Annotated in this window: 17 protein-coding genes and 1 pseudogene; 9 read left to right on the top strand and 9 right to left on the bottom strand. The window is 71.2% G+C overall.

The window, feature by feature from the left end:
- Nucleotides 1-70: 70 nt before the first annotated feature.
- Nucleotides 71-826 carry a hypothetical protein gene (locus tag ABZW11_RS06510; protein WP_355413311.1) on the bottom strand — a complete coding sequence of 252 codons (756 nt, stop codon included), beginning with the start codon at nt 824-826 and terminating at the stop codon, nt 71-73.
- Nucleotides 827-1,007: 181 nt separating this feature from the next.
- On the opposite strand from ABZW11_RS06510, the gene ABZW11_RS06515 reads away from it, so the two are divergent.
- The gene (locus ABZW11_RS06515; protein ID WP_355413313.1) at nt 1,008-1,811 is read left to right on the top strand and encodes a tyrosine-protein phosphatase; all 804 of its coding nucleotides are present in this window, start codon (nt 1,008-1,010) and stop codon (nt 1,809-1,811) included.
- Nucleotides 1,812-1,947: 136 nt separating this feature from the next.
- Here ABZW11_RS06515 and ABZW11_RS06520 read toward each other — a convergent pair whose 3' ends face one another.
- Nucleotides 1,948-3,042 (bottom strand): Gfo/Idh/MocA family oxidoreductase, encoded by a 1,095-nt coding sequence (locus tag ABZW11_RS06520; protein WP_355413315.1) that lies wholly within the window; start codon nt 3,040-3,042, stop codon nt 1,948-1,950.
- Nucleotides 3,043-3,105: 63 nt separating this feature from the next.
- Nucleotides 3,106-4,005, bottom strand: a complete 900-nt coding sequence (locus tag ABZW11_RS06525; protein WP_355413317.1) for a PAC2 family protein — start codon at nt 4,003-4,005, stop codon at nt 3,106-3,108.
- A gap of 554 nt (nt 4,006-4,559) precedes the next feature.
- On the opposite strand from ABZW11_RS06525, the gene ABZW11_RS06530 reads away from it, so the two are divergent.
- Nucleotides 4,560-5,561 (top strand): hypothetical protein, encoded by a 1,002-nt coding sequence (locus ABZW11_RS06530; RefSeq protein WP_355413319.1) that lies wholly within the window; start codon nt 4,560-4,562, stop codon nt 5,559-5,561.
- Between the two features lie 10 nt (nt 5,562-5,571).
- Here the strand turns inward: ABZW11_RS06530 and ABZW11_RS06535 are convergent, their stop codons facing one another.
- On the bottom strand, nt 5,572-7,692 hold the full coding sequence (locus tag ABZW11_RS06535; RefSeq protein ID WP_355413321.1) for an ATPase: 2,121 nt from the start codon (nt 7,690-7,692) through the stop codon (nt 5,572-5,574).
- 231 nt (nt 7,693-7,923) lie between these two features.
- Between ABZW11_RS06535 and ABZW11_RS06540 the strand changes: the two are divergent.
- The 3 genes and pseudogenes from ABZW11_RS06540 to glpK all read left to right on the top strand — a co-directional run.
- Nucleotides 7,924-8,064 (top strand): annotated as a pseudogene (locus tag ABZW11_RS06540) (GNAT family N-acetyltransferase); the annotation flags it as partial.
- A 121-nt stretch (nt 8,065-8,185) separates the two neighbouring features.
- Nucleotides 8,186-8,992, top strand: a complete 807-nt coding sequence (locus tag ABZW11_RS06545) for an MIP/aquaporin family protein (RefSeq protein WP_355413323.1) — start codon at nt 8,186-8,188, stop codon at nt 8,990-8,992.
- A 9-nt stretch (nt 8,993-9,001) separates the two neighbouring features.
- Nucleotides 9,002-10,513, top strand: coding sequence for a glycerol kinase GlpK (gene glpK / locus ABZW11_RS06550; RefSeq protein WP_355413325.1), 1,512 nt, complete (start codon nt 9,002-9,004; stop codon nt 10,511-10,513).
- Nucleotides 10,514-10,543: 30 nt separating this feature from the next.
- Here the strand turns inward: glpK and ABZW11_RS06555 are convergent, their stop codons facing one another.
- From ABZW11_RS06555 to ABZW11_RS06565, 3 genes are all read right to left on the bottom strand, one after another.
- Nucleotides 10,544-11,392 carry an ABC transporter permease subunit gene (locus tag ABZW11_RS06555; protein ID WP_355413327.1) on the bottom strand — a complete coding sequence of 283 codons (849 nt, stop codon included), beginning with the start codon at nt 11,390-11,392 and terminating at the stop codon, nt 10,544-10,546.
- Nucleotides 11,389-14,190: a CocE/NonD family hydrolase gene (locus tag ABZW11_RS06560; protein ID WP_355413329.1), complete on the bottom strand. Its 2,802-nt coding sequence runs from the start codon at nt 14,188-14,190 to the stop codon at nt 11,389-11,391. Before ABZW11_RS06560 ends, ABZW11_RS06555 begins: the two co-directional genes overlap by 4 nt.
- Nucleotides 14,191-14,414: 224 nt before the next feature.
- Nucleotides 14,415-14,822: a PaaI family thioesterase gene (locus tag ABZW11_RS06565; RefSeq protein WP_355413331.1), complete on the bottom strand. Its 408-nt coding sequence runs from the start codon at nt 14,820-14,822 to the stop codon at nt 14,415-14,417.
- A 350-nt stretch (nt 14,823-15,172) separates the two neighbouring features.
- Here ABZW11_RS06565 and ABZW11_RS06570 point away from each other — a divergent pair, with 350 nt between their 5' ends.
- The 3 genes from ABZW11_RS06570 to ABZW11_RS06580 all read left to right on the top strand — a co-directional run bounded on the left by ABZW11_RS06570 (nt 15,173) and on the right by ABZW11_RS06580 (nt 18,181).
- Nucleotides 15,173-16,432 (top strand): cytochrome P450, encoded by a 1,260-nt coding sequence (locus tag ABZW11_RS06570; RefSeq protein ID WP_355413333.1) that lies wholly within the window; start codon nt 15,173-15,175, stop codon nt 16,430-16,432.
- Nucleotides 16,433-16,730: 298 nt separating this feature from the next.
- Nucleotides 16,731-16,976 carry a hypothetical protein gene (locus ABZW11_RS06575; RefSeq protein WP_355413335.1) on the top strand — a complete coding sequence of 82 codons (246 nt, stop codon included), beginning with the start codon at nt 16,731-16,733 and terminating at the stop codon, nt 16,974-16,976.
- A gap of 17 nt (nt 16,977-16,993) precedes the next feature.
- Nucleotides 16,994-18,181, top strand: coding sequence for a hypothetical protein (locus ABZW11_RS06580; RefSeq protein WP_355413337.1), 1,188 nt, complete (start codon nt 16,994-16,996; stop codon nt 18,179-18,181).
- Nucleotides 18,182-18,240: 59 nt separating this feature from the next.
- Here the strand turns inward: ABZW11_RS06580 and ABZW11_RS06585 are convergent, their stop codons facing one another.
- Both ABZW11_RS06585 and ABZW11_RS06590 read right to left on the bottom strand, forming a co-directional pair.
- Nucleotides 18,241-19,275, bottom strand: a complete 1,035-nt coding sequence (locus ABZW11_RS06585) for a CopD family protein (RefSeq protein WP_355413339.1) — start codon at nt 19,273-19,275, stop codon at nt 18,241-18,243.
- Nucleotides 19,272-19,946, bottom strand: coding sequence for a copper resistance CopC family protein (locus tag ABZW11_RS06590; protein ID WP_355413341.1), 675 nt, complete (start codon nt 19,944-19,946; stop codon nt 19,272-19,274). Before ABZW11_RS06590 ends, ABZW11_RS06585 begins: the two co-directional genes overlap by 4 nt.
- A gap of 52 nt (nt 19,947-19,998) precedes the next feature.
- On the opposite strand from ABZW11_RS06590, the gene ABZW11_RS06595 reads away from it, so the two are divergent.
- Nucleotides 19,999-20,169 (top strand): hypothetical protein, encoded by a 171-nt coding sequence (locus tag ABZW11_RS06595; protein ID WP_355413343.1) that lies wholly within the window; start codon nt 19,999-20,001, stop codon nt 20,167-20,169.

The raw sequence follows: 20,169 nt of genomic DNA on the forward strand, positions 1-20,169 counted from the left end.
CGTGCCCCGTTCGCCCGTGCCCGTTCGCCTGTGCCCCCTTCGCTTGTGCCCCGTTCCCTTCGTGCCCCGCCTAAGTGAGCGGCGAGCGCAACAGCTCGCCCGCCGTCTGCCTGGCCTGCAGGATGCTCTCCTCGAACAGCTTGCGCACATGGGCCGCCTGGTCCGACAGCTCGTTGATGCGGCCGTGGGCCAGCTCGTCGCGCACGGTCTCGGCCAGCAGCTGCTGGTATTCCGGCGTCTTCGCGGCCAGCTTCTCCAGCCGCAGGTGGGCGTGGTAGACCTTGTCGGCCTTCAGCACCTGCTTGGCGTACTTCTCCAGATGCCGTACGCGGTGCGTCAGCGACGTCCAGGCCGCGTCCAGCGCGCTCGTGTACGGCTTGAACGCCGCCTCCATGTCCGGCGGCAGCTCGCGCGGCACCAGCTTGCCGTGCTCGGCGTGCATCGACGACAGCCGCCGCAGCCGCTGGGCGATCTGCCAGACCTCCTCGGGCAGCGAGACCTGGTTGTCGACGCTGTCGATGAGCCCGGCCTTGTGCACGTTGGAGTGGAGAATGGCCTCCACGGCGTTCTGCGCCCTGCGCAGCAGCATCTGGCAGGGGTGGTCGAGGTCCTCGGGGAGGATGTAGTGCTCGGCGTGGGCCCGCGCGAGCCCCAGTCTTCGCTTGGTCGAGCGGTAGGTGCCGTCCGTCGCCAACCACCTGATCACGACGATCATGCCGACCCCCGTGCCCATGATGAACAGGGGCGTGCTGCTGGTCAGCATGAACAGCAGCAACAGGAAGGCCGGCAGGACGAACAGGGTGGCGGGGTTTCGCGTGGTGTCCATTCGCGCGCCCGATCGAGCCTGGCGGAGGATGTGCGGGCTCGACCGCAACTCGACCGAGATTTCCGGGGGCAGCGATGGATCGATCACCAGCCGTGGAGGCAGAGCTCGTGGATCCATACGTTCATGCTGCGTTATGAACCTCGAATTCGCTGCGTTCTGCCGGACATATAGGGTCGTAATAATGAGCGAGATGACGAGGTGGATCGACCTTGAAGGCGCGGTCAACGCGCGTGACCTGGGCGGATTGCCCACTCGTGACGGCGGCCGCACCCGTCGCGGCCGGCTCTATCGCGCCGACAACCTGCAGGGGCTGACGCCCGCCGACGTGGAACTGCTGGTCGGCGAGCTCAACCTGCGGCACGTCGTGGATCTGCGCTCGACGGCCGAGGTGACGCTGGAGGGGCCTGGTCCGCTGACCCGGGTGCCCGAGGTGCGCCACCATCACCTGACGTTGTTCGCCGAGGGCGGCCGGCACACCGACGTCGAGGCGGACGTCGCGCCCGACGGCATCGACGGCGAGCGGGTGCTGCCGTGGGCTGACCGGGTGCTCGACGAGGAGCTGCGGGTCACCGGGTTCTACTTCGGCTATCTGCGCGACCGGCCCGACGGCGTGGTCGCGGCGCTGCGGGCGATGGCGCTGGACGACGGCGCGGCGCTGGTGCACTGCGCGGCGGGCAAGGACCGCACCGGCGTGCTGGCGGCGCTGGCCCTGGAGGTCGCCGGCGCCACCAGAGAGGCCATCGTCGAGGACTACGTTGCCACCGGGGAGCGGCTTGAGCTGATTCTCAAGCGGCTGCGCGGCAGCGACACCTACCGCGACGACCTCGACTCGCGGCCGGCCGACGACCACATGCCGCGGGCCCGCTACATCGAGCAGTTCCTGGGCGTGCTCGACGACCGGTTCGGCGGGCCGATGGGCTGGCTGGCCGCGAACGGCTGGACCGACGCCGACACGACCGCCCTGCGCGCCCGCCTGCGCGACTGACGGCCCGCCCGGACAGCCCGCCCGGACAGCCCGCCCGGACAGCCCGCCCGGACAGCCCGCCCGGACAGCCCGCCCGGACAGCACGCCTGAACGGCGGCCTGGGCTTTCAGCCGGCCCCACCGGCTTCCCGGGGCCTTCAGCCGAGGTGGACGACGATGCTCTGGGAGGCCGACAGGCGGGCGGCCTCGATGACGGCGAGCGTCTCGACGGCGCTCGCCGGGTCGACCGGCGGCGGGCCGCCGTCGCGCAGCGCCGCCGCCACCTCCCGGTAGAAGTCCAGATACGCCCCCGCCTCCGTACGCACGACGCGCCGCTCGCTCTCCGTGCCCAGCTCGCCCCAGCGCTCCTCCGGGTCGTCCCCGAACCCCGGCGCGCCGGGCGTCATCCCGGCCCGCAGCCGCTCCTCCTGCACGTCCATGCCGTACTTGACGAAGCCGGCCGCCGACCCGAGCACCCGGAACCTGGGCCCGAGCCGGGCGGCCATCGAGCTGGCCCACAGATGCGACCTGGCGCCGCTCGCGTGCGTGAGCGCGATGAAGGTGTCGTCGTCGGCCTCCACGCCCTCGCGCCGCACGTCGCTCTCGCAGTAGACCGCGTGTACGGGGCCGAGCAGCTGCAGCGCCTGGTCCACCAGGTGGCTGCCGAGGTCGTACAGCAGCCCGCCCACCTCATCCGGCCCGCCGCTCTCGCGCCAGCCGCCCTTGGGCACGGGACGCCAGCGCTCGAAGCGCGACTCGAAGCGCAGCACCCGGCCCAGCAGCCCCTCGCCGGCCAGGCGGCGCACGGTGCGGAAGTCGCCGTCCCAGCGCCGGTTCTGGAACACGGTCAGCATGAGACCACGCTCCTCGGCCAGGCGGACCAGCCCGCGGCCCTCCTCCGCGGTCCTGGCCAGCGGCTTGTCCACGACCACGGGCAGGCCCTCGGTGAGGGCCGCCGCGGCCGTGGCGACGTGGGTGCGGTTGGGCGAGGCGACCACGACGAGGTCGCAGCGGCCCCACAGGTCCTGCACGTCGTCCACCGCGGCGGCGCCGTACGTGGCGGCGACCTCGGCCCGGCGATCGGGATTCCTGGTCACGACGGCGGCCAGGGACAGGCCGGGGGTGGCGTGGATCAGCGGGGCGTGGAAGTAGGCCCCCGCGGTGCCGTAGCCGATCAGGCCGACACGGATGTCCGTGCCGGCGGACGGCTGAGAGGCGCGCCGCGGCTGCGGCCGGTCTGCCTGATCACTCATCGGCCCAGGTTATCCGCCCGCCCCTCCCGCGACCGTGCTGTCCGCACGCCCCTCCAGGCGGCGCTAGTCGTCGTCGCGCTCGGCCAGGAACCGCTCGAACTGGGCGGCCAGCTCGTCGCCCGTGGGCATCGGCGTGGTCTCGGCCATGAGGTTCTCGCGCTCGGCGCCCGCGGCGAAGGCGTCGTACTGCTGCTCGAGGCCGGTGATCGCGGTGGACAGCTCGGCGGAGGCCTTGATCTGCTCCTCGATCTCCGTCGTCGTACGCCGGGCGGCGTCGTGCAGCGACTCCATCGGGAAGACCAGCCCCGTGCCGCGCGTCACCGCCTCCAGGGCCGCCACGGCGGCGGTCGGGTATTCGGCCTGCGACAGGTAGTGGGGCACGTGCACCGCGTAGCCCACGGCGTCGTGGCCCTTGGCGCCCAGCCGCAGCTCCAGCAGGGCGGCCACGCTGCCGGGCACCTGCACCCGGCCGAACACGCTGGTCTGCGTGGAGATCAGCTCGGGCCGGCTGGCGTGCGCGGTGACGCCGAGCGGCCGGGTGTGCGGCACGGCCATGGGGATGCCGTGCAGGGTCACCAGCTTGCTCACGTTCAGCCGCTCGACCAGCTCGGCCACGGCCTTGGCGAACAGCTCCCACTCCCGGTCGGGCTCGGGCCCGCTCATCACCAGGAACTGGGTGCCGGTCGCGTCCTTGGCGGCGTGCACGGCCAGCTCGGGACTCTCCCAATCCACCCACCGGTCGGTGTCGAACGTCATGATCGGACGCCGCGACCGGTAGTCGAGCAGCCGGTCCACATCGAACGTCGCCACGACCCGGTGCTCCAGCTCGGCCAGCAGGTGGCCCAGCGCGAGACGTCCGGCACCGCCCGCGTCGACGAAACCGTCGAAGTGGTACAGCAACACCGGATCGGGCAGCTCGGGCGCGTCGTCTGCGAGCTCGTAGAGATCCTTCGGGTCGAACACGGTTGGACAGCCTTTCCCTAGGTACTCTTCACCAGAACCTACGGCGCGTCGGAACGATTCCGTGCAGGGCACCCTATCGAGGGAAGAATGCGTACATGGACGTGGACCAGAAGCCCGAAGGGCCCGCGACCGAGCCGTTCGACCTGGCCAGGGCGGGGGGAGGCGGCGGCGCCGGGGGCGTACGCCGAGGCCGGGGCGCCGGCCGGCCTGATCGACGGCGAAGGTGACACTTTGCTGATGCCGGCGGCTTATTACGGTCACGCCGGGTCTGTACGCATGCTTGTCACACGCGGCTGCCGATGCTCATGGGGCCGATGACCGTGAGCGGCCTGTGCGGTGCTCATGAAAGAGTCTGCCGTGGTCAGAGCGTTGCCGGACACCGGAGCGGACCCTGGTGCGGGACTGCCGTCCGCCCGGCAGAATGCGCGAATGTTGGCGATTAGCCTGTTTATCCAATGCTTCCCGCAAAGCGCTTCATAGTATGAAATAAGCATTTAAGGACGCGAAGTTGCCGAGTGTGGCCTTTCGAACACCCTCTAGTCATGCTGGGAGACGTGGCTACATCTGCGCATCCCTTCAGTAGGCGACCGCTCCACATCCCTCCGCTGCCATGTCCGTTCCCGAACGAGGTCAACGTCCATGCCTCGGAGGTCGACACGGAGAGCCACCTGTGGCTGGCCGCCTCCAACATGCTGAACGGCGCCGAGACGATTGAGCACTTCCGGCGCTCCAAGATCGGCCTGCTCGCGGCACGGACCAATCCCACCGTGCCGCGCGAGAGCCTCCGGCTGATCAACGACTGGTACAACTGGTTGTTCGCCTTCGACGACGCGTTCTGCGAAAACGAGCTGATGGGGCACCGGGCCTCCGCACTCGCCCGTGCCCTTCCGCCGCTCCTCGAGATCCTCGACGGCCGCCGGCGGCCCACCGCCGACGACCCCTTCGGCCTGGCGCTCCAGGAGCTCCAGCAGCGGATCTCCGAGTACGCCACCCCCGCCCAGGTGGACCGGTGGCGCATCACGGTGAAGGAATACCTGTTCGCCCAGATCTGGGAGGCCGCCAACCGGGAGGTCGATCTCATCCCCACCCCCGAGGACTATGTCCTGATGCGCCGCATCACGGGGGCCACCTACACCTGCTTCGCGCTGATCGACGTCGGGGGCGGCTACCGGCTCGAAGCCGAGGAATGGCACCACCCCGACGTGCGCATGCTCTCCGACCTGGCGTGCGACCTCATCGGCTGGGACAACGACCTGCTGTCGTACGCCAAGGAGCGCGGCAACGACAAGGCCCGGCACAACCTCGTGACGGTGCTCGCCACGCACAAGTCCCTCACCTTGCAGGACGCTCTGCGCGAGGTCGCGCAGATGCACAACGACGCGATCGCGGCGTTCGTCGCCCGGCGCGCCGCGCTCGAAGAGTGGGCGCCGCCCCCGGTGCGCAAGTACGTTCGCGGCCTCGAACACTGGGTTCGCGGCCACATCGAGTTCTCCCTCGGCAGTGCGCGGTACGTGCACGCCTGGCCTGACGGCACCCAGTGGCCGAAGGCCGTCTGACGGTCCCGCATCAGCCTTCGTCAAGGGCGTCCGCGTCGTCGAGCGCGAGCGCGGACGCCTCGTCGAGGTCGAGCCTGGCGCCCTCCTCGAAGGCGTCCTTGTAGGCCAGCTCGCCGAGCTGGCGCTGACACTCGCGCACGCACCCGTTGTGGTCGCCGGTCATCCACGGCGCGCCGAGCTGCGGCAGCCCCGCGGTCTTCCAGTTCTGCTGCAACGCCCCGAGCAGGCGGGCGGCCGTCAGCGACCGGCCGAGCATGACGAGGATCCGGGCCGTCGTCTCCAGCGCCGTCAGGGTGCCCATCGTGTCGTGGAAGTGCCGCTTGATGCGCAGCGACTCCCGCGCGTTCTGCAGCGCGTCCTCGGTGCGTCCCGCCGCCAGTCTGGTGCTGGCCAGCGCCCACTGCGCGTGGGAGCCCACCCACAGCTCGCCGCGCTCCTTGCACACCTGCAGGCAGTCCTGCAGCAGCGACTCGGCCTCGTAGAGCTCGCCCTGCGTGGTCAGCACGATCGACAGCTCGACGATCGCGGGCAGCAGGCCGGGGTTGAGCTCCTTGTTGTCGGTGTTGAACTCGATCGCCACGCCGAGCAGCGCGCTGGCCTTCTGCAGGTCGCCCTGGAGCAGCGCGGCCGTGCCCTGCATCTTCGAGGCCAGGATCACCGCGCGCGAGTCGCCGACGCGCACGGCCTCGGTGCTGCACGTCTCGGCCGCCGCCAGCGCGCCCGCGCTGTCACCCTGGGCGCTCTTGGTGTAGGAGAGCACCCACAGCGCCTTGCAGCGCTCCTTGCTCACCGTGGGATTGGCCTCCAGCGCGCGCTCCAGGTAGAGGCGGCCCTCGCGGGCGAAGCCGCAGCACACCCACATGAACCACAGCGACGACAGCAGGGTGAGCGCGAGCGGCTCCTTGCCCGGCGTGGACAGCGAGTGCTCCAGCGCGAGGCGGACGTTGTCGTGCTCCTGCCGCATGCGGACGAACCAGTAGATCTGCCGAGGCCCCGACCAGGCGTCCTCGCTGCGCTGCGCGAGGCTCAGGTAGTACTCCAGATGGCGCTGGCGCAGCTGCTCGGTCTGGCCCAGCTTCTCCAGCCACTCCTCGCCGTATTCGGCCAGCGTGTCGATCAGCTTGTAGCGCACGCCCGCGTGGTTGCTCCTGATCAGCAGGATCGACTTCTCCACCAGGCCCGTCACCAGGTCGGTGATGTCCTCCGACGGCAGCCGCCCGTCGGAGCAGACGAACCGGGCCGCGTCGAGCTCGAAGTCACCGGCGAACACCGACAGCCGCGCCCACAGCAGCCGCTCGGCCGGCTCGCACAGCTCGTGGCTCCAGCCGATCGCCGCGCGCAGCGTCTGGTGCCGGGGCAGCGCCGTGCGGCTCGCGCCCGCCAGCAGGCTGAACCGGTCGGCCAGCAGGCCCAGGATCTGCTCGACCGACAGCGCGCGCAGGCGCACCGCGGCCAGCTCGATCGCCAGCGGGATGCCGTCGAGCCTGCGGCACAGCTCGGCCACCGGGCCGATGTTGTCCTCGTCGAGCACGAAGTCGGGCACGCTGGCGCTCGCACGGGCCGCGAACAGCTGCACCGACTCGTTGGTGAACAGGCTCTCCGCCGGGTCGTCGCCCGGCACCTGCAGCGGCGGCACCGGCACGACGTGCTCGTACGGCAGGTGCAGCGACTGGCGGCTGGTGGCCAGCACCTTGAGGTTGGGCGCCGCCTCCAGCAGCTCGTGCACCAGCTCGGCGCAGCCCTGCACCAGGTGCTCGCAGGTGTCGATGATGAGCAGCATGTCGCGCTCGCCGACCCACTCCGACAGCGACTCCGACTCCGTGCGCGAGGACTGGTCGGCGATGCCGAGCGCCGAGGCGATCGTGTGCTTGACCATGCCCGCGTCCTGCAGCCGGGCGAGATCGGCGAACCACACGCCGTCGGGGTAGTGGGCGCGCACCTGATGGGCCAGGCGCAGCACCGTGCGCGACTTGCCGACACCACCGATGCCGGTCACGGTCACCAGGCGTGACTCGTTGAGGTGTCGTTTGAGGTTGGCGAGGAGACGTGTCCTGCCGATGAAGCTGGTCAGCTCCGCCGGTAGATTGCCTTCTCGCCGCCAGCCTGTCGGGGTGGCCATGAGCAGCCTCACGGGGGGATCGGCGACACCTGCCTACGCATCGTACCGCTGACCTTGCGAACTGTCCTTGATCCAGCGGACACACCGGGGACAGGTTTGTACGCCTCGGTAGCATGTACGACGTGAAGGAATTCCTACCCGACCAGACCTCCGACGACACCGACCTCGGCTGGGGCGAGTGGCGCGACACCGACGACGACACCTTCTACCTGGAGAACCGCCCCCCGCACTGGGACTGACCAGGTGCCCCCTTACGATCTCCGCCCCGCCGCACCGGCCGACCACGACGCCATCGCCGCCGTGGTCGACGACTGGTGGGGCCGGCCGGTCCGCGCCGCGCTCCCGCGGCTCTTCCTCGACCACTTCCACGCCACCAGCCTGGTCACCTTCACCCGCGCTCTCTGAGAGGTTCGCCCTCCAGCACTTTGCGCAACCTATCCACCACAATCCGTATGCGGCACCCGTTGATCGGGAAAGCCGACAAGCACGGCAAGGAGGTGGATCGGTGGCGCATCTGCTCACTCAGCGGAAGCTGACGGGGGAGCTCATCGCGGAGTTCCTCGGCACGATGGTGCTCATCCTGTTCGGCTGCGGCGTCGTCGCGCAGGTCATCGCCGCCGAGCTGGGCGACCACGACAGCATCGCGTGGGCGTGGGGCATCGGCGTGACGCTCGGCGTGTACGTCGCGGGCCGCACGACGGGAGCCCACATCAACCCGGCCGTGACCCTGGGGTTCGCGCTGTTCCGGGGGTTCCCGTGGCCGAAGGTGCTGCCGTACGCGCTGGCGCAGACACTCGGCGCGTTCGTGGCCGCGCTCATCGTGCGCTGGAACTACACCGAGGTCCTGGCCATGGCCGACCCCGGCCACACGATCAAGACCCAGATCGTCTTCTCCACCCTGCCCGGCAACGGCACCCTGCCGGTCTCCATGTGGGGCGGGCTGCGCGACCAGATCATCGGCACCGCGATCCTGCTGTTCGTCCTCTTCGCGCTCTCCGACGTCCTCAACATGGCGCCGGGGGCGAACCTGGGCCCGTTCATCATCGGCCTGCTCATCGTCGGGATCGGCATGTCGTTCGGCACCGACGCCGGCTACGCCATCAACCCCGCCCGCGACTTCGGCCCCCGCCTGGCCAGCTGGCTCACCGGGTACGACGGGGCCTGGCGAGATCAGTACGGCGATCCGTACTGGTGGGTCCCCATCGTCGGCCCGCTGGTCGGCGCAGCACTCGGAGCCGCCCTCTACCAGCTGTGCATCGCCCGCTTCCTGCCGCAGGGCGAGGACCGCGACACCGTGAAGCCGTCAGATTGAGAGTGAGCCATGCCTGATTTCGTCGGCGCGGTGGACCAGGGCACCACCAGCACCCGCTTCATGATCTTCGATCACGATGGCGCCGAATACGCCAAATACCAGCTCGAACACGAGCAGATCCTGCCCAGAGCCGGCTGGGTCGAGCACAACCCGATCGAGATCTGGACGCGCACCGCCGCCGTCATCCAGACCACCCTCCAGCGCACCCGCCTGCACCACAGCGACCTCGCCGCGCTCGGCGTCACCAACCAGCGCGAGACCACCGTCGTGTGGAACCCGCGCACCGGCCGCCCCTACTACAACGCCATCGTCTGGCAGGACACCCGCACCGACCGCATCGCCGCCGCACTCGAACGCGACGGCCGCGGCCAGGTCATCCGCGACAAGACGGGGCTGCGGCCCGAGGCGTACTTCTCCGGCGGCAAGATTCAGTGGATCCTCGAGAACGTGGACGGCGTCCGCGAGGGAGCCGACCGCGGCGAGGCCGTGTTCGGCAACACCGACACCTGGACCCTGTGGAACCTCACCGGCGGCGTCAACGGCGGCGTGCACATCACCGACGTCACCAACGCCAGCCGCACGATGCTCATGGACCTCGGCACCCTCGACTGGGACGACGAGCTGCTGTCCTTCTTCGGCATCCCGCGTGCCATGCTCCCCGAGATCCGCCCCTCCGCCGACCCCTCCCACTATGGCGTCACGCTCGGGTACGGCCCGGCCGGCGGCGAGGTGCCCATCACCGCCATCCTCGGCGACCAGCAGGCGGCCACGGTCGGCCAGGTCTGCTTCTCGCCCGGCGAGGCCAAGAACACCTACGGCACCGGCAACTTCCTGCTGCTCAACACCGGCACCTCCCGCGTACGCTCCGAGAGCGGCCTGCTCACCACCGTCGCCTACAAGTTCGGCGACCAGCCGGCCGTCTACGCGCTGGAGGGCTCCATCGCCGTCACGGGCTCCGCCGTCCAGTGGCTGCGCGACCAGCTCCACATCATCACCTCCGCCCCGCAGAGCGAGACGCTGGCGCGGCAGGTGCCCGACAACGGTGGCGTCTACTTCGTGCCCGCCTTCTCCGGGTTGTTCGCGCCGTACTGGCGGGCCGACGCCCGCGGCGCCATCGTCGGCCTGTCCCGCTACAACACCGACGCCCACCTCGCCCGCGCGACCCTGGAGGCCATCTGCTACCAGAGCCGCGACGTGGTGGAGGCCATGCAGCGCGACTCGGGTGTCGTCCTGGACGTCCTGCGCGTGGACGGCGGCGTCACCTCGAACGACCTGTGCATGCAACTCCAGTCCGACATCCTCGGCGTCCCCGTCAGCCGCCCCACGGTCTCGGAGACCACGGCCCTGGGCGCCGCGTACGCGGCCGGCCTCGCCGTCGGCTACTGGAGAGACACCACCGAACTCCGCACCCACTGGGCAGAAGACCGCCGCTGGGAACCAACGTGGACCGAAGAACAACGCGAGGAAGGCTACGCCGGCTGGAAGAAGGCGGTGACGAAGTCCTTCGCCTGGCTCGACTAGCCCAGGCCTCCCGAAGCCGGGGGTGGAGCGTCAGCTCACTACGTCCTTTCTGCGGAAGCGGCGGAAGGCGACGGCGATCAGGATCGCGGCGTACGTGATCGAGATCGAGGCGCCCTTGGCCATGCCGCTCCAGTCGAGCTCCGGCGCCAGGGCGTCGAGCCAGGCGTTGTTCCAGAACGTCGGCAGGAACTCGCGCAGCGACCCCAGCGCCTCGACCGCCTGCAGGATCGTGCAGACGATCCACAGCCCGACGGCCCCGCCCACCGCGCCGAGCGGCGAGTCGGTCATCGTGGAGATGAGGAAGGCCAGAGCGGCCACCACGAGCTGGCTGACCAGGGCGTACCCGATCACGATGCCGAACCGGGGCAGGACGTCGAACGCCGGGATGACCTCACCCGTGCCGGGCACCTGGATGTCGTCCCAGCCGAACGCCAGCGTGCCCGCCAGCAGCGCCATCAGCGGCAGGCAGATCACCGCCGCCGCCGAGTAGCCGAGCGCGACTATCAGCTTCTGGCGCAGCAGCCGGTCGCGGGGGACCGGCGCCGCCAGCAGGTAGCGCAGCGACGACCAGTTGGCTTCGCTGGCCACGGTGTCGCCGCAGAACAGCGCCACCGCCACCACCAGCAGGAAGCTGGCCGACACCGACAGGGCGAACGCGGCGAAGTTGAGGCCGCTCTCGGTGGCCAGGTCGGAGATGCGCAGCGACGACTGCCCCTGCCCGCTCGACTGCGGCCCGAACTGGAACGCGATCACCAGGATCCACGGCAACGCCAGCAGCAGCGCGAACATGCCGATCGTCCGCCGCCGCTTGAACTGCCTGACGATCTCCACCCGCAGCGGCAGCGTGCGGCGCGGCGCGTAACCGGTCGCGGTGGTCATCCCTTGTCTCCGATGAGGTCGAGGAACACGTCTTCCAGGCGCGGCCCGTGCCCGTTTCCTGTCGCGGCCGAGCTGAGCAGCCGCGAGACGGGGCCGGTCGAGACCAGCCGCCCGCGCTGCATCACCACGACGTGGCTGCAGGCCTGCTCGACCTCGGCCAGCATGTGGCTGGAGACGATCACGGTACGGCCGTCTCGCGCGTAGCGCTTGAGCACCTCGCGCATCTCCCGGATCTGGGGTGGGTCGAGCCCGTTGGTGGGCTCGTCGAGCACGAGCAGGTCGGGCAGGCCGAGCATCGCCTGGGCGATGGCCAGCCGTTGCCGCATGCCCTGCGAGTAGGTGCGTACGGCCCGCTCCAGCGCCTTGCCGAGACCGGCGATCTCCAGCGCCTCGTCGAAGTGCGCGTCGGCGGTGGGCCTGCCGGTGGCCGCCCAGTAGAGCTGGATGTTGTCGCGCCCCGACAGATGCGGCAGGAACCCAGGCCCCTCGACGAACGACCCCAGCCTCGACAGCACGGGCGCGCCCGGCGTCACCCGCTCGCCGAAGATGCGGATCTCGCCGGCGTCGGGCTGGATGAGGCCCATCATCATCCGCATCGTCGTCGTCTTGCCCGCGCCGTTGGGCCCGAGCAGCCCCAGCACCTGGCCCTGCTCGACGCGGAACGACAGGTCGTCGACGGCCAGCTCACCGTTCCTGTACGCCTTGGTCAGCCCACTGATCTCCAGCGGCACCACCGCACCGGCCCCGGCGACCTCACGACTCCCCGCATCCTCGTTGAGGGCGGTGGCGCCACCGGCCACGTCACGCTCGCGCGTCTCGCCGTTGGGACGAGCCGCTGCGCCGGACGCGCCGATGGCGGCGGTGCCGCCGGATGCTGCGTGGTCGTGCGTCTTGCCGTTCGGGCCGGCCGTGCTCCTGGACGCCCCGGCGGTGGTGAGGTCGGCCGTGACGTTGGCGGCCACGCCTTCTCTCGCCTCGGTGGCGTCGGAGGGGACGGGCTTGGTGGAGGAGGTCGGGCGGCGGCGGGAGGTGGTGCGGCCCGTGGCCAGGATGATCACGGCGATCACCACGGCGACCAGCGGCATCGCCCACACCCACCACGCGACCCCCGTCGGCGCGGCGGCCAGCGTCGAGACCGTGGGGACGGTCAGGGCGGGGGAGGACAGCGCCACCTGGTACGCGGCGGGCTGGGCCGGCGTCGCGAAGCCCATGTCGGTCGTCGTCACGACCAGGCGCAGGCGGTGGCCCACGGCGAAGCGGTGGTCGACGGCCGGCAGCGTGATCGTCGCCTCGGCGCTGCCCGCGCCCTCGGGGATGGTCACCCGGAACGGCGCCACCAGCCCCGCGGGCAGGGTGGGCGGCTGGAGGGCGTCGGCCACGTCGTAGAGCTTGGCGAACAGCGTCGCCTCGCCCTTGCCCGTCACCGTGACCTTGACGGTCGGGCTGCCCGTGAGCTGGAGCGGCGCGGTGAGCGGCCGGGACTCGAAGGCGGCGCTCTGGCCCGGCATGTCGAGGGAGACGCCGGCGCCCTGGCCGCCCAGCAGGCCGCCGATGCCCGGCACGGTGGAGATGGAGGCGGGCGCGCCGCCCGGCGGGTTGACGATGTGCTGGGCGGGGCCGCTCAGCTCGACCGTGGTGGTGTCGGTGCCGGTCAGGCCGGGGTAGGAGTCGGCCTCGGGGTGCAGGCGGATGCGCTGGCGGGTGCCGGGGTCGCGCCCGCCGTCGCGGGTCACCGTGAACGCGCTCACCGGAGTCGCGGCGTCACCCGCGCCCTCGCCCTTGAGGTAGCGGCCGAACCAGGCCGAGGTCTGCTCGAACAGCCAGTCGGCCTCGCCGTTGCCGCCGTCGTGCCCGCCGTCGAACCAGGCGATGCTCACCGGCGTGCCGGCGGCGGCGATGGCCTTGGCGTTGGCGTCGGCGTGGCCGATCGGGAACAGCGAGTCGCGCTGCCCCTGGATGAGCAGCGTCGGCGCCTTGATCTGCCCGGCCACCGTGACAGGGCTGGACTTGCGCAGCAGCTCCACCGCCTCGGGCGTGGCCCGGCCGTCGGTGGCGACCTGCTGGTAGATGTCGCAGATGGCGGGCAGGAACCTGCCGCACCGCGCCTGCTCAGGCGTCAGCGGCGCGGCGGCCTCGCGCCGGCCCAGCAGCGACGAGGCGTCGAGCGAGACGCCCTGGCCGAAGAAGATGCCGGCCCACATGCGCTTGAAGACCCCGCCGGCCGTCTCGCCCGAGCTCGGCGCGGCCGCGTTGGGGAACAGCGCGTCGGCCAGGTCGGACCAGGTGATCTGCGGGACGATCGCATCGACGCGCTGGTCGTACGCCGCCGTCATCAGCGCGATGGCGCCGCCGTAGGAGCCGCCCGCGATGCCCACGCGCGGGTCGCCCGCCGCGTCGAGCTGCACGTCGGGACGCTTGGCGAGCCAGTCGATCAGCTGCTTGACGTCTTTGACCTCGTAGTCGGGCGAGTTGAGCGCGATCTGGCCGCCGGAACGGCCGAAGCCGCGCGCCGACCAGGTCAGCACGCCGTAGCCCTGCTGGGCGAGGCGGACCGCTTGGTCCCGCATGCTCTGCTTGCTGCCGCCGAAACCGTGGGCGAGCAGGATGACGGGCGCTTTTCCGCCTTCCGGCGGCGGGAAGAACGTCGTGTCGAGTTCGACCCGTTGGTCGTCCGACGGTCCGTCGACGACGGTTATCTGCTGGTCTTGGCCCCGCACCTGGGGCGCCGACGGCCACACGAGCCATGTCGCCACCCCGATGAGGGCGAGTGCCACTACCAGAGCGGCCACACGCTTCATGTGGTGAGCCTACTTTCCGCACCTGAGAGATCCCTGAGACGGCGCCCGCGCGGACACCGCCCAGGAGTGAACCGGGATTGAAAGGACTGGTCAGCGGCCGTTCCGGCAAGATCGCGCAAACCCTCGCCACTCAGGCCCCGAACCCTCGCCACTCAGGCCCCGAACCCGCGCGCCCTGAACGAACGCTCTCGCTGGCAGGGCGCGGACCCTAGCCGAGGCGGGGGTCAGGCCAGGAGTGCGTAGACGGTTGTGGCGTGGGCGGCCGTTTCGGAGCCGCCCGCCGCACGCAAGGTGATCTCGGAGAAGGCGAGCGTGCGCCCGAGCTTGGTGATGCGGACGTCGATCAGCACGTCGTCGCCGACCACCGGCCGCTGGAACGTGGTGGACTGCTGCACCGTCGTCATCGGCACGAACCCGCCGCGCGCCGCCGAGATCGCGACTACCGTGGCGGTGTCGGCGGCGGCCATCATGGCCTGGCCGCACAGCCCGCCGCCCTCCCTCGCCAGGTCGTCGGACCAGGGGAGGCGGACGATCGCGTGGCGCTCGCCGACCTCCTCCACGCGCAGCCCGAGCTGACGGATCCAGGGGGCGAAGTATTCCTGGAGGATCGCCTCTGCGTCTTCTGGAGTCACGCGGACATCATGCACGCTGGACAGGACGGGCGGGCCGCCGCACGCACGACCTGTGGACAACTGGCCACGCCCCGCGAACTGCCTGTGGACGAGCCCGGAGGATGCACATGTCGGCCGCGAACGACGACGGTGCGATGGATCGACGCCCCCCACGCCCCCGACGCCCCCGACGACCGACGCCCGAGGCGGCGGACCAGAGGCCGGGCGAGCGGGATCGGCGGCGCCGGGCGACGGAGGCGGACCAGAGGCCGGGCGAGCGGGATCGGTGGCGCCAGGTGACGGAGGCGGATCAGAGACCGGGGGAGCGGGATCGGCGGCGCCGGGCGACGGAGGCGGGGCTTGGGGGTGAAGTGGTCGAGGTGTTCCTGCCCTCCACCTACGACCGGGCCGTCCCGTACGAGCTCTTCGCCCGGCTGCGCGAGGAGAGCCCCGTCTGCCGCGTCCCCGAGCCTCCGGTGGGGCCGTGGCGGGCGGGGCCCGGGTACTGGGCGGTGTTCCGGCACGCCGACGTCAAGCACGTCCTGCGTACCCCGGAGGACTTCTCCTCCCACCTCGGCGCCACCCAGATCCGCGACCCCGACACCCCGTCCGACCTGGAGTTCGTCCAGGTGCAGATGCTGAACATGGACCCGCCAGGCCACTCCAGGCTGCGCAGGATCGTGGCGGCGGCGTTCACGCCCCGAGCCGTACGCGCCCTGGAGCGGACGATCGAGCGGCGGGCCGCGGCGCTGTTCGAGGAAGGGGAGTGCGACGTCGTGGAGGTGGCCGCCGACCTGCCCGTCTGGACGCTGGCGCACATCATGGGGGTGCCCGCGCAGGACAGGCGGCTGCTGTACGACTGGGCGTCGCGCGTCATCGGCTACCAGGACGCCGACTACGCGGGCCTGTCCACGGCGGACGTCGCCTCCCTCACCCCCATGGGCCGTCAAGCCATCACGGCCAGGCCGGAGCCGCAGCCCGGCGTCAACCCGCGGTCGCGGGCGGCCCTGGCCGACATGTTCGCCTACGCGCACGCGCTGGGGGAGGCCCCCGTGGACGACGAGTCCGTCATGTCCGCCATGCGGAAGGGCGGCCTGACGGAGGCCGAGTTCGAGAACATGTTCTTCCTGTTCGCCGTCGCCGGGAACGAGACCCTGCGCAACGGCATCCCCGGCGGCCTGCTCACCCTCCTTGAGCACCCGGACCAGATGGAGCGCCTGCGCGCGCACCCCGAGCTGCTCGGCTCCGCCATCGAGGAGATGCTGCGGTTCTGGCCGCCGGTCATGCACTTCAGACGTACGGCGACCCGCGACCTCACCCTCGGCGGGCAGCCGATCAGGGCGGGCGAGAAGGTGGTCGTCTACCACGCCTCCGCCAACCGCGACCCGGCCGTCTTCACCGACCCCGACCGCTTCGACATCGCCCGCACCCCCAACGACCACGTCAGCTTCGGCTTCGGCCCGCACTTCTGCCTCGGCGCGCACCTGGCCCGCGCCCAGCTCCGCTCGGTGTTCAGGGAACTGCTCAAGTGGGACGTCGAACTCGCCGGCCCGCCCCGCCGCCTCACCTCCAACTTCCAGAACGGCCTCAAGCACCTTCCCGTACGCCTGAGCTTCAGGAAAACGTGCTGAAATTCGAGATCTAGGAGGTCGGCGAGGTGGCCGGCCGCAGCCTGGTGCACCTGCAGTGCCACTTCGGCCTCGACACGCTCTCCTGGGCGAGGCTGGGTGCGGAGGTGACCGGCCTCGACCTGTCCGACGCCGCGATCGACCAGGCCGAGCGCATCGCCGCGGGCGGGTTCCTCTATGTCGCCGATTCCACCCGTTCACCGAGGTCCTCGACGACGAAACCGGCACCAAGGTCACCAACGACTCCTTCGACCGCGGCCCCCACGGCTGGGACTACCCGCACACCTACACCGGCCCGGAAGTGCTCGAACACCAGACGTCCCTGGAGTTCAGGCACAGCATGGGCGAGATCGTCACCGCGGTCGCGAACGCCGGCCCGCGCCTGGAGTTCCTGCACGAGCACGACCACACGTTGTTCCGCCGTTTCGACACCTTCACGGAACGCGACGGCGGCTACCGCCCGCCCGCCGGCGCGCCGAGGGTCCCGCTGATGTTCTCCCTGCGGGCGAGCGCAAGCCCGGCCGGGAGCGGGGTTCGGGGCGGCTGACCGTAAGATTCTCTGCCGTGAAGTCTCCAGCATCGCTCAAGAAGGCCGCCGCGTGGGCCCTGCCCTACTGGACCCGCGGCGAGGCAGGCCGCGACACACCGCCCGACCTGTTCCGGGTGCTCTACTTCGGCTGGCTGGTGGCGCTCACGCTCAAGCTGCTCGGCTCGGCCTGGGACGTCTCCTGGCACTTCAAGTGGCTGCGCGACGATCTCGCGCCGCCCCACCTGCTCAACTCCGCCGGTACGGCCGTCGCCGTCGCCCTCACCCTGATCCACGGCTACACCGGCTACGGCGTCGACAAGAAGGCGCTCAAGCTCATCCAGTGGGGCACCGGCATCTTCCTCGTCGCGGTGCCGCTCGACCTGATCAACCACCGCGTCAACGGGCTCGACATCACCTCGTGGAGCCCGTCCCACATCATGCTGTACGTCGGAACGTTCTTCATGATCGCCGGCGTGATCAGGGGCTGGTTCATGGGCGCGCCGCCCGGGCGCGAGCGCACGGTCGTGCTGGGCGCCTTCTTCGCGTTCTTCCTGGAGAACGTGCACTTCCCCGAGCAGCATCAGGAGTACGGCGTGCTCTCGCTCGGCGCCTGGGACAACAAGGCGACCTACGCCGAGCCCATCCTGCTCCAGTTCGCGGCCGACCAGATGAACCGGCCGGTCGACAGGGAGATGATGGCCGGATTCGCGCTGCCGGTGCCCGACTACCTCTACCCGGTCTACGCGGTGGTCGTCGGGCTGTCGGTGCTGGTGCTGGCCAGGCGGCTGATCGGCAGGTTCGGCGCGGCGACGCTCGTCGCGGCCGGCTACGTCGGGTTCAGGACCGTGATCTGGCCGCTGCTCACCTTCACCGGCTTCCCGCCGTCCGCGCTGCCGTTCTTCCTGGTCGTGGCCGGGTTGCTGGTGGACGTCGCGTTCCTGGTGCGGATGCCGTACGTGCGGGCGGTGCTGGGCACGGTCGTCGCGACCGCCGCCGCGTACGGCGCGCTCGTCGTGCAGAACGCGGCCATGGGGCCGGTCTACGGCGCTCTCAAGGGCCAGGAGGGGCTGCTCGGAGCGCCCCCGCTCGCCACGTCGTCGGCGGTGTGGGCCGGCATCGGCCTGCTCGTCGCCTGGCTGGCGATCGAGGCCCTCACCGGCCGCAGGAAGGCTCAACCCGTGGGAGCGCCCGCCCCGGTGGTGGCGGCTCCGGCCATCACCTGAGGCTCCCGTCACCACCTGAGGCTCCCGCCACCACCTGAGGTTCCGGGCAGGAGGAGCGGTCAGGCGATCGAGGCGCGGGTGATCGCCACCGCCACCCCGTACGCCAGGCCCATCACGCTCACCTCGGCCACCGTCCACCCGACCAGGGCGGTGGCCTGCCCTCTCCTGATGGCGGGCAGCAGCCGGAAGCGGATGTGCGCGGCCAGCGGCACGAGCAGCGCCACCAGCGCCGCCTTGACCACGACCAGCAGTCCGTAGTGGCTGGTCACGATCGCGCCCGGCAGGGTCACACCGGGTGTGAGCGCCATCGTGCCGAGCCCCGTGATCAGGCCCGACAGCGCCACCAGGAGCAGGCAGACGGTCGCCGTCCTGGAGAACCTCGGCAGCGCCACGGCCAGCAGGTCGCGGTGCGGCGCGAGGAAGACGACGGTGACGACCAGCCCGCCGGCCCACGCCGCCGCGCCCATCACGTGGACCTCCATCGAGATCATGATGGGGTCGTGCCAGATCGAGTTGACGGCGTGGCCGGTGACCGGGATCGGCAGCAGCCCGAACAACCCCACGATCACCCGCAGCTCGGCCGGCACCTTCTCGCCGAACCGCACCGCCATCAGCCCGATCCCGGCCGCCGCCAGCGCGCACGCGGCGCTGAACAGCAGCCCCTGTCCCGTGCCGACGGTGCCGACGTAACTCGCGATCATTCCGAACGTCGGCACCACGCCGGGGTTGAGCTCGGCGGTCTGGAAGACGACCGTGAGCAGTGCGCAGATCGCCCACGCCCACGCGGCCACCACCGCCAGCGGGCGCACCCGCACCAGGACCGGCTCGGTACGCTCTGGCGCGTCGAAGCCGAGCAGCTTGGGCAGCAGGCTGAGCCCGACCACGGCCACGGCCGCGACGTCGAGCAGTGCCCTGACGAGGGGCAGGCCGATCTCCACGACGGGCCCCGGCATGGGGATGCCCGGCACGGACTCCTGCGCCGTCAGCGAACTGGCCGCCACGGCCGCGACGACTGCGCACACCCCGAACGCCCCGGCGACCAGCCGCCCGCCGACGTTCCGCGTCCGCGGCAGCGGGGGAGCAAGCACACTCACGCCCGAGCCCCCTCACCGGAACGCCCACCGTCACCCGCCGTGGGGGCTGGGGCCTCGGAGTCAGAGGAGTCGAGCGCGGCGGGGGCCGAGGAGTCCGCGGGGACAGCCGCAGGGGGCGCGGATGCCGCGGGGGAGGCCGCAGGAGGTGCGGGGGTTGAGCGGCGGAGGGCGACGATGGTGCCCGCGGCCAGGACGATCAGGGCGCCCAGGACCCACAGCACGGCCATCCCGGCGCCGCCGTTGGCCGCCGCCTCGGCCGCCGCGGCGTCGGAGCCGCCGGCCGTCTCCCGCGCGGCGGGCGCAGCGGCGCCGCCGCCCGTCACGGTGAAGGAGATCTTCCCGGTGACCGGGTGCCCGTCGGCCGACAGGATGCGGTAGCCCACCACGTACGACCCGGCGGGCAACGGCTTGACCTGGACGGTGACCCGTTCCGCCGCCACCGAGGCGGCGCCGTCGGCCCATGAGCCGCCGTCCGCCGACGTGACGCCCACCTGCGCGTACCCCTGACGCACCGCCTGGTCGAACACCAGCGTCACCCGCTCGGGCGCGGCCGTCAGCGCGGCACCGTCCTTGGGGTCGCTGCTGATGAGCACGTTGTGCGCCCGCGCGGGGGACCAGAGCAGCCCGGTCGCCGCGACGGCGAGCAGCAGGACCGTGAGTAGCCGCCTCACAGATCGAAACCTTCCATCGAACCTCGTCATGAACCTGTATATGGTCCCACCCATGGCGGACCTGTTCGGCGGCGCGGCCCCCTACTACGCGAAATACCGCACCCGCCCACCGGAGCCGGCGGTCACTCACCTGGCGGCGGAGTTCGGGGCGGACAGCACGGTGCTGGACCTCGGCTGCGGCCCTGGCACGCTGGCGCCCGCTGGTGGGGCCGGTGGGAGCTGA

The sequence above is a fragment of the Nonomuraea sp. NPDC004580 genome (assembly GCF_040609855.1).
Classification (GTDB): Bacteria; Actinomycetota; Actinomycetes; order Streptosporangiales; family Streptosporangiaceae; genus Nonomuraea; species Nonomuraea salmonea.